At 49.4% G+C, this 16,212-nt stretch carries 9 protein-coding genes; 3 read left to right on the plus strand and 6 right to left on the minus strand.

Features of this window, described 5'->3' with window-relative positions:
- The 4 genes from VN105_RS00325 to VN105_RS00340 form a co-directional block, all read right to left on the minus strand.
- Positions 1-844 (minus strand): hypothetical protein (locus VN105_RS00325; RefSeq protein ID WP_325636794.1); only part of this gene is annotated, 844 nt, incomplete at its 3' end.
- A gap of 36 nt (positions 845-880) precedes the next feature.
- Entirely contained in the window at positions 881-2,134 is a 1,254-nt protein-coding gene (locus tag VN105_RS00330; protein WP_325636796.1) for a YeiH family protein, read from the minus strand.
- Between the two features lie 25 nt (positions 2,135-2,159).
- Positions 2,160-3,605 carry an NAD(P)/FAD-dependent oxidoreductase gene (locus VN105_RS00335; protein ID WP_325636798.1) on the minus strand — a complete coding sequence of 482 codons (1,446 nt, stop codon included), beginning with the start codon at positions 3,603-3,605 and terminating at the stop codon, positions 2,160-2,162.
- A gap of 80 nt (positions 3,606-3,685) precedes the next feature.
- A complete protein-coding gene (locus tag VN105_RS00340) occupies positions 3,686-6,022 on the minus strand; it encodes a GAF domain-containing protein (protein ID WP_325636800.1) in 2,337 nt (778 codons plus the stop codon).
- A 154-nt stretch (positions 6,023-6,176) separates the two neighbouring features.
- On the opposite strand from VN105_RS00340, the gene VN105_RS00345 reads away from it, so the two are divergent.
- Positions 6,177-6,749 carry a DUF1579 domain-containing protein gene (locus VN105_RS00345; protein ID WP_325636802.1) on the plus strand — a complete coding sequence of 191 codons (573 nt, stop codon included), beginning with the start codon at positions 6,177-6,179 and terminating at the stop codon, positions 6,747-6,749.
- 27 nt (positions 6,750-6,776) lie between these two features.
- Here VN105_RS00345 and VN105_RS00350 read toward each other — a convergent pair whose 3' ends face one another.
- The gene (locus VN105_RS00350; protein ID WP_325636804.1) at positions 6,777-7,661 is read right to left on the minus strand and encodes a carbohydrate kinase; all 885 of its coding nucleotides are present in this window, start codon (positions 7,659-7,661) and stop codon (positions 6,777-6,779) included.
- Between the two features lie 121 nt (positions 7,662-7,782).
- On the opposite strand from VN105_RS00350, the gene VN105_RS00355 reads away from it, so the two are divergent.
- Complete coding sequence (locus VN105_RS00355) at positions 7,783-11,484, plus strand: hypothetical protein (protein WP_325636806.1); 3,702 nt, start codon at positions 7,783-7,785, stop codon at positions 11,482-11,484.
- Position 11,485: 1 nt separating this feature from the next.
- Here VN105_RS00355 and VN105_RS00360 read toward each other — a convergent pair whose 3' ends face one another.
- Positions 11,486-13,684: a S41 family peptidase gene (locus VN105_RS00360; protein ID WP_325636808.1), complete on the minus strand. Its 2,199-nt coding sequence runs from the start codon at positions 13,682-13,684 to the stop codon at positions 11,486-11,488.
- Between the two features lie 381 nt (positions 13,685-14,065).
- Here VN105_RS00360 and VN105_RS00365 point away from each other — a divergent pair, with 381 nt between their 5' ends.
- Positions 14,066-16,183: a DNA topoisomerase 3 gene (locus VN105_RS00365; RefSeq protein WP_325636810.1), complete on the plus strand. Its 2,118-nt coding sequence runs from the start codon at positions 14,066-14,068 to the stop codon at positions 16,181-16,183.
- Positions 16,184-16,212: the final 29 nt, after the last annotated feature.

The following is a 16,212-nucleotide window of genomic DNA, read 5'->3' on the forward strand; positions in this document are numbered from 1 at the left end:
CTTTCCTTTGCCGGTACCCGTCGCCAAAAAACCGGGCCAGCAAGGATTTGCGGCTGGTGGCCTTTGCTTCCAGGCGCTGAAAATACGTTTCCGTTTGTTCGCTTACATAAGCGCCGCATTTCAATATTTTTACCGCACGGAGGATCTCCAACGCCTTTTTATTTTCACGGGTACCATCCAGGGCCAGTGCAAAGTTGATCATCAGGATACCGTAGTCGTTCCTGAATTGCTGGAAAATATCCGGCAGGGCATTCAGTACGCGCACCTGCTGCAAACCTGCATAGGGAGCGGCTTCCCTCCACCGGGAGTTAGGGTTCAGCCGCCTGCGCGCTTCCGCATCTTCCAGTATTTTATAAGGCTCCTGTAATGCGCGGAATATTTTATCGTAGCTGCGGTTTTGATGTTCACCATCCATCAGCAACGGGTTTGCATACAATTGCTGTAACACGGGCGCCTGTTGTTGTTGGATACTGCTCACCACCGCAGCGGTAAATAACGGCTCGTAAAACGGCGCTATGAAAGTGAGGAACGACGGGGTGTTGTAAACAGGGTTATCATTAAAAAGTCCTGTCAGCTTACCCGTTTCCAGGAAACCTGACAGGACCGTATCGTTGTTGATCTGTTGATAAAAATGTAACCTGGCAGGCGACTGCAATTCATCAAAGAAATGCAGCAGGTCGTTTTTACTGAACCATTGCGTATCTACACGTAATACCTTTGCTGCTGATAATTCCAGCTCTGCCATCATTTTTTTCCGGAGAAGGGATACGGCAGCGGCATCTTCCGTTGATACAGGCCCGCCATTCATCTTCTCCAGGAAAGCAAAGGGATTCAGGTATTTCATATACCGGCAAAATACTAAAAAAAGTAATCAGCCGGGTCAGGAAAACAGCAGGTAAGCCAGTATCAGCGTAACAATTACATTGAACGTTTGGGCTACCAGGAACGCATATACGGGTTTCCTGCTTTCAGTGCCTATGAGGTCTTTAAAGTTTGTTTCCAGTCCTATGCTGGTGAATGCCAGCGCAAACCACACTCCCTGCAGGCTTTTCAGCGATCCCTTTACCGGCGCAATAGCTGCGGGCGATAACAAAAAGGAAAATACCAGGGAAGCAATGATAAAGCCGATCACAAACTTGGGGAACCTTTCCCAGATCACTTTCAGCGTAGGTTTCTGTTCCTTATCTGCTGCATTCGGATGCTTGGTGTATGTCCAGTATACCGAAATAGCAAAGGCTGCGATACCCAATAATACATTCTGTGAAAACTTTACGATAGTGCTGATCTTCAGCGCGGTTTCGCCTACCAGCGACCCCGATGCCACCACCGCACCGGTAGTGTCTATACTACCGCCCAGCCAGGCGCCGGTTACTGCTTCCGGGAACTGGAAATAATGGGCGATCATCGGCATAAAAACCATCATCGGGATAGCGGTGATCAGGACCAGCGAAATTACCAGCGACAGCTTCTTTGAATCTCCTTTGATAGCGCCGGAGGTAGCAATGGCTGCCGATACCCCGCAGATAGATACGGCGCTGGATAACATCATGGTGAGTTCGTTATCTATTTTCAGCCGCTTACATACCCAGAACGAAAAATACCATACGGAAAGCACTACTACCAAAGCCTGTATCAGTCCCAGGGAACCGGCCTTCAGCACGTCCGAAAAAATAACGGTAGTACCCAGCAATACCAGACCTATCTTCACAAAAAATTCCGAGGTCAGTGATTCGCGGAACCAGGTGGGCAGTTTAAAAAGATTACCGATCAGCAAACCAATAATAAGGCTGAAAATTACGGCTTCCAGTCCCAGTTCATTCATAGTAGCATTGCCTGCCACTATGAGTGCCAGCGTGGTTAATAAAAATACCACGGGGAATACCACAAGGGTATTTTTCAGTGACCGGCCGGTGAGAAAGGATCCCAGCAGGGCCACCAGCAACACGTAAATGAACTGTGCGCCGATCTTTAAAAAGTTGGCGCCGGTGAGAACCTTCGTGGTAAGGTCCGTGCCGGTGCTCCATTTGTAGTCCGGTAAAGCAACGTGTACTCCTGCCAGCGAAAGCAGGATGATCAGGAAACCCAGCACAACAATGGCCCAATCTTCCTGTAAATAAGACTTAACTCCAGGCATATTTATTCATTAAGATAGTGACGGTTTAAAAAATATCTTTCAGCACTGCATTGGCGGCATGGTAACCGCACATGCCATGAACGCCGCCTCCCGGCGGTGTAGCGGAAGAACAGATATAGATCCCTTTGGCTGATGTACGGTAAGGCGATATACGGCAGGCGGGCCGTGTATACAACTGCCGGATGTCGATGATACCGCCATTGATATCACCGCCTACATAGTTCGGGTTGTACAGCTCCATTTGTTGCGCATTCATGGTATGTTTTGCCAGTATGAGATCACGGAACCCGGGCGCAAAACGTTCTATCTGCCGCTCTATGATATCGGTCATATCTGCACCGGCGCCATTGGGCACATGGCAGTAGGCCCATGCCGTATGCTTCCCGGCGGGGGCTCTTTCATCGAACAGGCTTTGCTGCGACACCAGTACATAAGGCGCCTGGGAAATAATGCCGCTGTATGCCTGCTGTTCCGACAAAGCAATTTCTTCAAAGGTGCCGCCCAGGTGTACCGTAGCGGCCTGCCTGCATTCCGGCGCTGTGAAAGGAATGGGGCCGCTCAGCGCCCAGTCCATTTTAAATACGCCCGGACCATAACGGTAACGGGCCAACTGTTTGCTATAACCTGGCGTAAAACGGTCGCCCGCAATGGTAAGCAGTTGTTTGGGCGTAAGGTCGAACACTACAGCACGGTGCGAGGGCAACTGCGACAGCGAGCTAACGCGAACGCCTGTCTGAATTTCTCCGCCCAGCGAAACAAAATACCCGGCCAACGCCCGGCCTATTGCCTGCGAGCCTCCTTTTGGCACCGGCCATCCGTGCCGGTGGCCTACGGCCGACAATACGATGCCTATGGCAGCAGAAGCCACGTTGGTTAAGGGTTGTATGGAATGGGCCGTCATGCCCGCCCATAGCCCTCTTGCTTTTTTTGTAGAAAACCTGTTGGCAATGGCGGCGGCGGAACGCAGCGCATTCAAGCCAAAACGGGCCATGAGAAAAGGATGCTTCGGAAAGGAAAAAGGCCCGAGACTGTCTTCCGCTATGGCTTCCCAGTGATCCGCCACTGGTTTTACCAGGTGGCGGTATGTTTTGCCATCTGCGCCCAATGCATCCGCTGTTTCATCCAGGGAACGGGCCAGGAAGGCCGCGGTGCCATCATCGAACGGGTGGGCTGCTTCCAGCGGGGAATAAACGAATTGCAGCCCGAAATCAGCCAGCGGGAGCCTGGAAAAGAAAGGGGAGCCAATGGCCATGGGATGTACTGCGGAGCACACGTCGTGGTAAAACCCCGGCAGTGTTAGTTCCGCTGTACGCATACCGCCGCCAATGGTGTCTTTCGCTTCCAGCAGCAGTACGGATAATCCCTCCTGCTGCAGCCTGATGGCGGCCGACAAGCCATTGGGTCCGGATCCTACCACTATTACATCGTAATCTTTTTTGTCCATGGGCTGCTTACTGCGGCGGAGCAACATCTCCCCGCGCTGATTTATTAGTCTACAAACTTAGTATACTATTAACGGGAATGCAAATTATTTTTAAGAAAGATAATATTTTATTTTTCCTCTTCCACTACTACACCCAGGCGCAGCGCTTTCAACCCGCTGAGGCCCTGCAGGTCTTCCAGTTCCAGTTCTTCCAGTTCGGGCTGCAGCACGCCTGTTTCCTGTAAATAGCGGATAAAGGGCAGGTAGTCGTCGATATCAGCCCGGTCGGAATAGATCAGGGCAATTTTATCGGGCTGGGTTAAACGTTCCTCGGTATTGCGGACATGTACTTTATCGATCCGTTTTTTGATCATCTGGTAGCGGATATTATAGGCGCCTTCCACGTCGAACTTCCGTTCATCGGCCCGGAAGCTGATATCGATAGGATGGTTATGCACAAAGATCAGCTGCGTGGTAAACAGTTCCTTTTCCATCCGGGCTATCAGCGAGTGGGTGAGTTTTGTAACCGCCACCATGGACGACAGCTGCCATAAGCGGAGGTTTTTCAGGTGGAAATGATTGAAGGGCCGGTCCGGCGCAATGGACTGGCCTATGTAAATATCATACTCTACGCCGTCTGTCCTGAACTTTTCAAAATAACAGGGGTAAGATTCCTGTAATTTGTTTTTCTCGGATTCCAGGTAGTCGTTCGCCGTTTGTGTGATAAGCTGCATGGATACTTCCAGCGAGTTCTTGTTCGCATTACCTGCCATGCTTTGCAGGCAGGCTTCAATAGTTTCCCGGGTATCCGGATACTGTGCTGCAATATGTTGCAGGTAATTCACCGATTCTTCTTCCAGGAACCTGTTCAGCGCATTTTCATCCGAAGGGCTCAGCTGCTGATGCACCAGCGCCTGTTGCCAGCGCTGACAATGATAGATCATTTCCCTCAGCAGGTCGTTCTGCTGGTATTTACGCAGCAGGTCCAGCGTATTGGCAAGGATGCTTAAATGACTGTCCAGGTCGGCAATAATTGCCTTATTTCTTTCTACCGTAGAATTGCGGATATCAATGGCGCCATACAGCGGGTATACTTCCTTAAAAAGGATATTGCTGATAACAGCCGGCTGGTTCTTTTTCAGGCGGTACAGGTAATGCCAGGCGGCTTCGTTGAATTTCCATTGTACGGCGGGTTGTATGGAAGTGAATTTCTCCTTGATCACTTTTTCTATCTCCCCGTTAAATTCATCTATATAGATCTGCAACAGCTGGGCGATGGCGTCTATAGCGGGTTCCAGGAGCGATAATGTTTTTTCATCAAACATATGCTCCTCCCAGGTGTGCACTGCGAAAGCCCCAACCGGTTCGCCCATGTAAAAAACAGGCATAATGGCGAGCGACTTTACGCCCTGCTGGCGGAAATGTTCGAGGAATGCATATTCCTTCCGCGTTTCCCTCCATATATCTTCAGAAAAAAAGAACAGTGGTTTAGACATAAATGCCCTTGCGTTCCGGCTGAACTCTTCCGGTGTAAGGCGGTTTTCTCCCCATACGGCGAACAGGATACCGGTACCACCTTTTTCAAAACTGTATACCGGGTTATTATTCACCCGCAGAAAAGGGAACAGGTCGAACTCTATCCGGCTGTCGCGCACCAGCGATTTAAGCGATAGGATCACCTGCTTAAAATTCTCTTCATTTATCAGCTTAGTACGCGATAAGCGCATCCCTGTTATATTCTCCACCGCTTTAACCGGTGTTACATCTGTTACGGTGATCACGCAAAAGCCGCGGAAACGGAACAGTTCCAGCGGCAGCATATCTACCAGTATTTCCTCTCCGCCTCCTTCGCTGAAATGTGTGTATAACTGTACAAAGTCGATTTCCGGCAGTTCCCCGTTGGCCGTTACCGTAACAAAATCGGTATTGATGCTCACTTCGTAATACTGCAGCAAACCGGTGGCTGAATTTACCCCCTCATGGTATTGCTCCGTTTTCACCGGCGCCTTGAAATTATAAAGCTGTTGCAGGATGAGTGAATATATCAGTTCTAATCTTTCGCGGTGATAATCGGCCGGTGTACGGGTTACCTCGTACGTATGCGAAGCCGATTTGTTGCTCAGCAACTCATAGATCAGGTCTGTACCATAAAAAGTAACAGGCAGGAACGGGAAGCTGAGCCCCCATGCCAGCTGCTGCTCCGGGCGCATAGCAGGAGAAAGGCAGGCATATACGTACTCCAGCAGCAGCGTATATTGGGCAATCTCTTCCAACGGAACATCCTGCTGCCCGATACCCGATGCTTCAAATTCCGCCAGCGCTTCTTTGTATAAACGGGCCTTCACTGTGGGTTCTTCACTGATCCGCTGTTTAAGATAAGCGATAAACGTTTCAAAGGAAATGGCTGCATCTATAGCCAGTGGTTGCGCCTTATGTCCAGACACATCCAATATGGTTGCTTGCATAAAGGGGAATATTCTTTTTCTGTACCAAAGGTAGGGAAAACCGCGGCTATTTACACGGTGCAACACGCATGCGATGGCGGAAAGCAGGAAATAGCTTATCTTGTTAACCTGTAATTTCACCCCGATACAAACACTTCTTAAACAGCTGCAAATCATGAAAACAATCTACCTGTTAACAGCTGCGTTATGCCTGTTAATCACCTCAGCAACCTTTGCCCAGCAAGACTCCGCCGCTATGATGAAAGCATGGGCAGATTACATGACACCGGGTCCGGCACACCAGAAGATGGCCGAAACCAACGGCGAATGGACAGCCGATATGACTTTCTGGGAAAGACCGGATGCGCCGCCTTCAAAATCAACCGGCGCCGCCTCTTATAAAATGATCCTGGGCGGCCGCTATTGCGAAGGCCGCTATACCGCCAACATGATGGGCATGGACTTCGAAGGCATCAGTACCATGGCGTACGACAATGCAAAGAAAAAATACATCTCCACCTGGGTGGACAACATGGGCACCGGCATCATGGTGATGGAAGGTAAACCTACGCAATCAGGCGATGGACTGGAGTTTACCGGTAAAGGACTGGACCCGGCCACCGGTATGGAACATGATATACGCCAGGTGCTGACATTCCAGGATAAAGATCACCACACTATGGAAATGTACAAAACGGTAGACGGAAAAGAAACAAAAGACATGGAGATCAAATACACCCGCAAATAATGCACAGGGATTAGCTGCTGTGGGAAGCTAATCCCTTTGCTTTAAAATATCAGTTACCTTATAATCCGGTGCACCGCCTGCATAAGACGCCACCAGCGCGCCCAACGCATTGGCAAACACCAGGCACTCCCTCTCCGCCTTTCCACGGATGATGCTATGCAGGAACCCCGCCAGGAAAGCATCCCCGCTGCCTATAGTATCTACTACCTTCACCGCAATACCCGGCTCCACATAAAAAACATCATTCATAAACAGCAATGCGCCATCGCCTCCCATCGTTACCACGATAGTATTGATCCCGAAGCGTTCCGACAATACACGCACTGCCTGTTCTTTATCTACATAGGGGTGATACCATCCGCTGATCAGCTCCAGCTCGTTGTTATTCAGTTTAAGGATATCACATTCCCCCAGCAGCCATTCCACATGCGCACGGGTATAATGCGGCTCTCTTAAATTAATATCCAGTACTTTGATAACGTCTTCTTTCAACGCCTGCTGCAACGTATGTAATGATACCTTATGGCGCGAACAAAGGCTGCCAAATACAAAATAACGTGTAGCCGTGTCCTTTAGCCGGGAAGCCAGTGCCGGCGCCCATTCAATAAAATCCCACGCTGCCGGGTACACGATATCGTAATGCACATCATGCGGGTCGGTCATATCCGCGTACACCTTGCCCGTTTCATGTTGTTCATCTGTTTGCACCAGGCTGGTATCCAGCCCGTACCGGTGCAACATATCCATCAGCCCGCGGCCCCGTGCATCCTGCCCCACGCGCGATACCAGGGATACCTGTTCGCCCAACTGCTGCAGGTGATAGGCCACATTCATCACCGCCCCGCCGGGCAATTCTTTTCCCGGTAAAATATCCCAGAGCATCTCTCCAAAACAAACAATCCCCTGTGCCATAATTTTTATGCTTTGATTAAAAATGAAAATCCGGTACAACTACCTTTACAAAGTACGATAAAGCCCTTATATTTATAACAGGAAACCCTCCACCCGGGAAAGCTGTTGTAATCACAGGAATATGAAGATATCGCCCAAAGCAAAAATATGGTTGAAAGTACTGGCAGTTCTCCTTCTCATCAGGATAGTGGCAGGCGTGGCGTTGTATTACCTGGTGGAACATAAATTTGTAAACATCATCCGGTATATTGTTAAGAAAGAATCCGGCAACGGCTATACGTTCGACGCAGATGATATCGACTTTTCCCTGTTCAAAAGAAACATTGTGATCAGCGGCGCCCGGCTCACGGGAAAAGATACGGTGAATGTGGCCTCCCATTTCGATGTGTCCATTCCGGAGGTGTACCTGTCCATTCAATCCTGGCGCGCACTGATCCTGCATAAGAAGCTGCTGGTAGACAGTCTTTCCATTATCAGCCCTGCGCTCCATGTACACGAACATGTGGCGCGCGGCCCCCGCCAGGAAGGATTCCAGCTTTCTTCGGTAGTGCAGCACCTGGAACAAACGCTCCAATACGTGAACGCCCGTATTGTACACCTGCAAAACGGTGCGCTTGTATACAGCAAAGTAAACGGTCCGCCGCCGCTGCGTGTAGATCATTTTAATTTCTCTATTGTTAATTTCACCAAGGTAACCAATGCAGATAACCACATCCTGGGATCCGACGATGTGGATTTTTCCTTCGGTCAGCAACACTGGGTCCTGCCCGATGGCAGGAACACCATCAGTTTCAAGCGGCTTCACTTCTCCGGTAAAAAACAGGTTTTTGAACTCGATTCCGCTACCATTTACAGCGCCGCCACCGCCACCAAAGGAGAAATGCAGCTGCAGGCCGATAAGTTCTATTTCAGTGCGCGGCACCTGCCCGCCATTTATATGCGCGAAGAACTGCTGATAGATACCCTCATATGTATCCGGCCCGTACTCCGGCTTCCCGGCAGGAAAGTACGTGCGAAAGATAAAAAGATAGCGCTGGACAGTTTGCCTAACACGCTCTTCAAAAAAATGAACTTCCGGTACATCGAAGTAAAAGACGGGGAACTGCTGCTGCGCGGGAATGTATCTACCGGCGCTACCAAACGCACCAACCTGAATATCTATAACCTCACCATTGCACATGATACCACGCCCGGAATTACTACCGACAGCATCGCACTTAATCTCAATAAAATAAAATTCTATTCGCTCGATAGTCTCTTCCAGCTTAGCGTAGATCAATTCGTGCTGCAGCAGAATGATGTGATCTTTAATAATGTAGAATACGGCCCCACACCGCTTAACCGCTCCGGTAAAGGCTTAACCTTCCGGGCGCCTTCGCTCCGGCTGAACAATGTAAGCCTGGAAGACTTGCTGAGAAAGCGTTTGAAAGCTGCCAGCGCCGTGCTTTACCAACCGGGTATTACCTTCCTTACCAAAGCAAAACAACCCATAAAAGGCAAGCCGCCGGCAGACAGCACCGCCATTAAAATGCCGGCGTTCTATCAAACCCTGCATAACCTCAACGAAGTGATCCAGGTGAATACCTTCCGTATCGTTGATGGTAATATCAACTTCACCGCCGCCGGTAAATCAAAGACTACCTTACAGGTCAAAGACATCAACACCGATATCCTGCTGCATAATTTCCTGCTCAGTGATTCACTGGTAGATATCAAGCATGCAATGCCCAACCTGCATATCCGGCAAATGCAGGTGATAACGCCCAAAGCGGATATCACCATGGATAACTATACCTTTGACGGCACGCATCGTCATAACAAAGCCACAAAAGCAACGGTGCTATTGCTGAACGGCACACGTATAGCCCTGCAGGATCTTTACTGGGAGGTGTTCGACTGGGATGTATTCCAGCAATCGAAAGATATACAGATAGATGTATTGAGAATAGGCGCTGTGAATATACAGGCGTATCACAATGGCGCTGAGAAAGAAGCGCCTGCAAAAGATCTCCCGGTGATCCGTATTGCTAAACTAAACATTGGCAGCGTACAATTCAACCGTGAAGACCCCGGTGAACACAGCAGTTTCCTGGCAGATAAAATAGCTTTGAAAGATATGCGCACGCGGCAGCGCTTCTTTACCTGGGCATCCGCCACCGGGTTGCTCCACCACATCAGCCATCACAATAAAACAATGGACGTAGCCATAGGAAGCGTGCAGTTTAACGGTAACGGGCATACGTATATTACGGCCGCCGATGTTACATTACATAACAGTAACGGCCATACTAAAATAAACCTCCCTTCTGCCGGTATCCAAAGCAACATTCACAGTACGGATTTCAGCAAAACCGTTATTCCTCAACTGGCTGTAGCTACTGCCACCCTTTCGCATACCGGCATCAAAGGGAAGGATACCACCCAGCTGTCAACACAGGTGAAACTGAACGGCAGCGGGATTACCCTGCATAATGGTAAGCAGCCCCGTTTGCAGTACGACGGCATCAACCTGGAGTTATCGTCCCTGGCGTTCAGCCATACAGGTACACAGTTTACAGCGCCACAGCTGGAATTGCAATTGCATAAAGGAACATGGCATAAAAACAGGTCGGGCCACCTGGCTGTACGTTCCGGTGTGGCAGTGAAGTGGCAGGATGCACAGATATCCCTGCATCATGCCGATACGATGGCACTAACGCTGCAGCAATTATCAGGGATGTTTAACGATACCGCCTTTTCCTGGAACCAGGGGCAACAATTGAAATGGGCATCATTTATTAACAATATCAGCATCAGCCAGGGCGCGATGCAATACCGCAATAAACAGCTCCATGCCCATGCGGAACACTTTACGCTGGATCCGGCCACTCGAACATTCCACCTGAACAATTTTGAAGTGACGCCCAACCTTACGGCAGCAGAAACATTCCGTACCGCCCGGTGGCAGCGGGATTACATCACCGTGAAAGGAGACGCCCTGCAGATCAGCGGTATCAATATGCATCACCAACCCGGCGACACTACTATTACCATCCGGAAAATTACGGTGGATAATACGCTGCTTACTACGGCCAGGGATAAACGAATACCGTTTGAGCACGGCATCGAAAAACAGATGCCTACGAAATTAATCCGGACCATTCCATTTGCCTTGCAGGTAGATTCCATCGTGGTGCGGCAGTCGGCCGTAACGGTGAATGAATCGTCAAAGGCTACCAATAAATGGTCGGCCGTGCCTATTACCGGTATCAACGCGCTGATCACTCATTTTGGTAGCACTTACGGCCACAACGACAGCCTGCTGGTGCAGGCCAGCGGCAGGCTGCTGGGGAATCCCATCCGGTACTTTTCCTACCATGAATCCTATGGGGATTCTCTTTCCGGGTTCGCTGCGGAAAGCTACCTGGCGCCGATGAACCTGGAAGATTTTAACGCGGTGGCCATCCCGATGGCAGCGGTAAAAGTAAGACGCGGGTATGCGGATACCATCTTCTCACAATGGTCTGGCAACAAATACGCTGCATTGGGCGTCATGAATTTTTACTACCGGCAGTTAAATGTGCAGGTGCTGAATAAAAAAGATTCCACACGCCAGGGTTTCAAAGCCCGTTTATTCACTTCACTGGCGAATCTTTTACTGAGAAACAGCCGTCGGCAGCCCACCCGGATGTTTTTTGAGCGCGACCGGGAAAAGTTTATTTTCAACTATTGGGTAAAAGCAGAAACTTCCGGTATTTTAACAGCCGTAGGTGTTAAAAAAGACCGGAAGTACCTGAAGAAATATAATAAAGTGGCAAAGAAATATTCCCTGCCTGAAAAATAGTTTATTCCCTGATAATAGCCATGGCCTTATCCAGCAGCTCGTCGCGGTTTTCACGTATACCCTTTACCGTTGGTTCCATAACAATGTCGGGGCCAATACCTACGCGTTGGGTTTCCCTGCCATCGGGGTAGTATACACCAATGCCGGTGAGCCGCGTTTGTATGCCACCGGGCAGCCAGAAGAAGGACACATTTCCATCTGCACCCGCGGTGGTGCTGCCCAGTACTACTGCCCGCGGCGCAAGCCGCAGCGCCATTGTTACAAACTCTGCGTTGCTTTGGGTTGTAGCGTTTACCAGGATCACTACCTTGCCTTTGTAATAGTCCCTGTTCTTTGAGCCGGCCGTCATTTCGCCTGTCATTCCAAACTGGCCTGGCTGCCGTATACTTCCCATTGTAAACTTCACAAAGGGCTCAGATGATGGCAGCACGTATTGCACCAGCGATGACAGCAGGTTGTCTGCCGGGTAGGAACGCAGGTCTATCACCATTCCTTTTGTATTTTTAAAAGCCGCTCTTACGGAATCCATTTGAGTGTTCTTAAACGTACCCGGGTATACATAGCCCACATCTTCACCGATCATTTTCCAGGGAGCAGCCGGCGGATCATATATCACCATGGCCTCTTTATAAGTTACAGCAGGTACCGTTACGCTGCCGGTGGCGCCATCCCTTTCATAGTCGAGCTGCAGGGAACTGTCGGTTGTTTGAAACAGTGTGCGTTCAATCCTGTTCAACTGCGTGGCATAGTTGGATGCAGGGGTAAGCGGCAGCCATCTTTTAACGATTGCAGGCATTGGCTCTTTATTGATAGCGGTAATGACATCTCCTTTGCGTAATCCGCATTTTTCGTCGCCTACTTTCATCACCACCGCTTTTTCTTCTGCAAACTGTACCCGTACCGCCAGGGTTTTAAATCTATCCACGCTGCGGATCACCAGGTTGGGGCCCGACATACCTGCATGGGAATCGTGGATGGATGCAATCAGCCGCAGCATTGCAGTTTGGTAGGCAGCGGTATCTGCGGCATTTACCATGGCGGGGATATATTCTGCCAGTTTGTTGTTCCAGCCTTCCGTGATCAGGTGTTTATAAGGAAAGTAGTATTGTATAATATTCCAGTAGCGATACAGCGCCAGCAGCCGGAAGCCGGCATCGGGGTATGGCATGGTGTTGTATGCCTTTTCATTTTTAAAGGCGGGGTTACCGGCAGGCTCCATTCCCAGGTAATAGTTGAAGTCGTCCCGGTTCAGCGCCTCCACATTTTTCAGCGATGCGGAGAGAGCAGGGCCTAATGTTTTTTCGTCCGAGATCCAGTCGAGATCGGGTTTAAATTTGATGGTTTGTTTGCCATTATGCGCACGCCGGGTTTCTTCCGGGGCAGAGAGCCGGTTCACCCAGCGAAGCAGTACTTCATTCCTGGCTGTTTCACTGTTGCTGTTTAATACTTCCGGTAAGATGCGGAACAATTCATAGTCCCAGTTATATTCCCCGGTCATTACGGCAGGATGGTAGTATTTCAGGAAACCCCAGACTTTCCCCAATATTTCCAGGTGTTTTTCCTGCAGTGCGGTGAGGGACGGAATAGTTATCCCTGATCCGTTGTCAAAGGCATGATCACTGTCTGCCTTAAACACACGCAGCGGCGGCGCATCTTTCAATGGTTTCCCATCTACCAGTATTTCCAGGTTATCGGCCCACACTTTACCGCTGCTGCTGTTAATGGCGCCTGCGTATACCGTACCTCCGCCATCAGGCAGGGAAAGGGTAATACTATACTTTTGCCAGCCGGAGGTTCCCTGCAGCTTCCGCTTCTGCATATTGTCCATTTTGTACACGGCGCCGGACCTGTTGTCCACCCGCATGAACAATCCGCCATATCCACCGGCCACTGAATCCAGCTTCAGGTAACCATTGAGTGTAACCGTTTTCCCGGCAAACGTAACCGGTACCCGTTTAACGGCGCAACCAAAATCGTGGTTGCCCGTTTTTCCCAATGGGGTAATACGTAAAGCACCATGTCCTTCATAACTGGTGCTGCTGTCTACTTCAAGGTGGTAATTGCCGCCCCAGCTGACCCAATCGGAAGGCAAAGCACCTGTGGGGTTCTTACTTTCAAAACTTCCGTCAAAGGCAGCAGGAAACTGGGCTGCAGCCGGAAGAGATAAGGCAAACAATAGTACAAGGGGCAGGAAGCGCATAAGGAAAAAGAATTTTCTGTTTTAAATCTTCCTTTAAATTAACAGGTATTTCTGTACACTAAAAGTTAAAGTATGGGCTTGATTATTTTGTGGTTGCAATTACTTTATGGCTACTTCTTGCATACTTCTCCAATACTTAGGACTCGTCTATGTGTAGTACTCCCCATACACTCCCCATACACTCTCCATACACTCTCCATACACTCCCCATACACTCCCCATACACTGTGCATACACTTAGGCCCCCCTGACCCAACGAATTTCGGCAAAAAGCGGCAAAAACGGCGGGTTTGTTTTCCCGGCATTTCCCTGGTTTGTAACTTTACATTGTATCCGGTTACAACTTTTTATCCGACCTTTGTTATCCAATTTTAAGCGATTATGAAAGTTTGCATTGCTGAGAAACCAAGTGTGGCAAGAGATATTGCAGAAGTGATCGGTGCGAACCAACGCAAAGAGGGCTACTATGAGGGCAATGGCTACCAGGTTACCTGGACTTTCGGACATTTCTGCACCCTTAAAGAGCCGCACGATTACTATGAGCAATGGAAATTCTGGCGGCTGGAAGATCTCCCGATGATCCCTCCCAGCTTTGGTATCAAGCTGATTGAAAATTCAGGTGTACAGAAACAGTTTAAAATAATAGAAACCCTGGTACAGGCCTGTGAAGAGGTGATCAACTGCGGGGATGCCGGCCAGGAAGGGGAACTGATACAGCGTTGGGTACTGCTGAAAGCCAAATGTACTGCGCCCATTAAAAGACTGTGGATATCGTCGCTAACGGTGGAGGCTATCCGCGATGGATTCCGGCAGCTGAAAGCGGCGGAGCAATATAATAACCTGTATGCGGCAGGCAGCGCACGCGCTATCGGCGACTGGCTCCTGGGGATGAATGCCACCCGCCTGTTCACTAAAAAATTTGCGCAGGGTAAAGTGGTGTTATCCATTGGCAGGGTACAAACACCTACCCTGGCTATGATTGTACAACGGCAGAAAGAAATCAATGCCTTCGTATCGGAAGACTATTGGGAGCTGAAAACCATTTACCGGGAAACGGAGTTCACCGCAGCCATCGACCGGCTTAAAACGCCTGATAAGGCTGCTAAAGGGCTTGCCTATCTTAAGGAGCATCCGTTTGAAGTGACTTCTTTCGAAAAGAAAGACGGTAAAGAAGGAAACCCGCGCCTGTTCGATCTCACCGCCCTGCAGGTAGAAGCCAATAAAAAATTCGGTTTCTCTGCAGACGATACACTGAAATATATCCAGAATCTTTACGAGAAGAAACTGACCACCTACCCCAGGGTAGATACCACTTACCTCTCGGAAGACCTGCACCCGAAAATTGCCGGTATCCTGCAGGACATGACGCCTTACAGCGCGCTTACCGCACCGCTGCTGGCGAATCCTATCCCCAAGCTGAAAACCGTTTTCGATGATAAGAAAGTGACAGACCACCATGCTATTATCCCTACAGGTCAGCATCCCGGCGGACTTCCGCTGGAGGAAAAACGGATCTATGACCTGGTAGCCCGCCGCTTTATTGCCGCCTTTTACCCGGAATGTAAGATCTCGAACACTACTGTACTTGGTAAAGTAGGCCAGGTGCCTTTTAAAGTGACCGGCAAGCAGATCATAGAACCCGGCTGGAAGGAAGTATATGCCAACGATGTAAAAGAGAAAAAAGAAGGGGAAGAAGAAGAAAAAATATTGCCTCATTTTGAAGTGGGAGAAAGCGGTCCGCATACCCCACGCATCCACCAGGGTAAAACCTCTCCTCCCAAAGCCTTTACAGAAGCTACTTTGCTGAGAGCCATGGAAACCGCAGGTAAACAGGTGGATGATGAAGAAATGAGGGAACTGCTGAAAGACAATGGCATCGGCCGGCCATCTACCCGCGCCAATATCATTGAAACACTGTTCCGCAGGAAATATATTGAGAAGAAAAAGAAGAATATCTATGCCACACAAACCGGCATTGATCTCATAGACACTATACAAACAGAACTGCTTAAAAGCGCCGAGTTAACCGGGCAATGGGAACGTAAACTGCGACTTATAGAAAAAGGCGAATACGCAATGGATACGTTTAAGGATGAACTGATACAGATGGTGGTAGATCTTACCAAAGAAGTAAAAACCGCCAGCTACAAATTCATTACCATTGCGCCCGATCCACCACCTGTGCCGGAAGAAAAAGAGAAACCCAAAAAAGAGCCGAAGCCTAAAAAGGTAATTGTAATAGCCGAGCTACAATGCCCGAAGTGTAAAACGCATCCGCTTAAAAAAGGTAATACGGCCTATGGTTGCGCCAATTTCTCGGCTTGTGGCTTCAAACTGCCTTTTGAAATACTAGGCAAAAAGCTCACTGATAAACATATCGCGGACCTGCTCACCAAAGGCAAAACCGGTAAAATAAAGGGCTTTAGAATTGCCGGCAGCGATGAAGAACGGGAAGGCAAACTGGAGCTGGGGGCGGATTTTAATGTAACCCTTTCTTAGCAAGGGTGATCGCCTTCGGCGATTTAAAT

Source organism: Chitinophaga sp. (genome assembly GCF_035564935.1).
Taxonomy (GTDB): Bacteria; Bacteroidota; Bacteroidia; order Chitinophagales; family Chitinophagaceae; genus Chitinophaga.

Bases quoted from the DNA above. Each gene is read 5' to 3' on its own strand.
- VN105_RS00330 (WP_325636796.1), bottom strand. From the start codon at position 2,134: ATGCCTGGAGTTAAGTCTTATTTACAGGAAGATTGGGCCATTGTTGTG.
- VN105_RS00335 (WP_325636798.1), bottom strand. From the start codon at position 3,605: ATGTTGCTCCGCCGCAGTAAGCAGCCCATGGACAAAAAAGATTACGAT.
- VN105_RS00340 (WP_325636800.1), bottom strand. From the start codon at position 6,022: ATGCAAGCAACCATATTGGATGTGTCTGGACATAAGGCGCAACCACTG.
- VN105_RS00345 (WP_325636802.1), top strand. From the start codon at position 6,177: ATGAAAACAATCTACCTGTTAACAGCTGCGTTATGCCTGTTAATCACC.
- VN105_RS00350 (WP_325636804.1), bottom strand. From the start codon at position 7,661: ATGGCACAGGGGATTGTTTGTTTTGGAGAGATGCTCTGGGATATTTTA.
- VN105_RS00355 (WP_325636806.1), top strand. From the start codon at position 7,783: ATGAAGATATCGCCCAAAGCAAAAATATGGTTGAAAGTACTGGCAGTT.
- VN105_RS00360 (WP_325636808.1), bottom strand. From the start codon at position 13,684: ATGCGCTTCCTGCCCCTTGTACTATTGTTTGCCTTATCTCTTCCGGCT.
- VN105_RS00365 (WP_325636810.1), top strand. From the start codon at position 14,066: ATGAAAGTTTGCATTGCTGAGAAACCAAGTGTGGCAAGAGATATTGCA.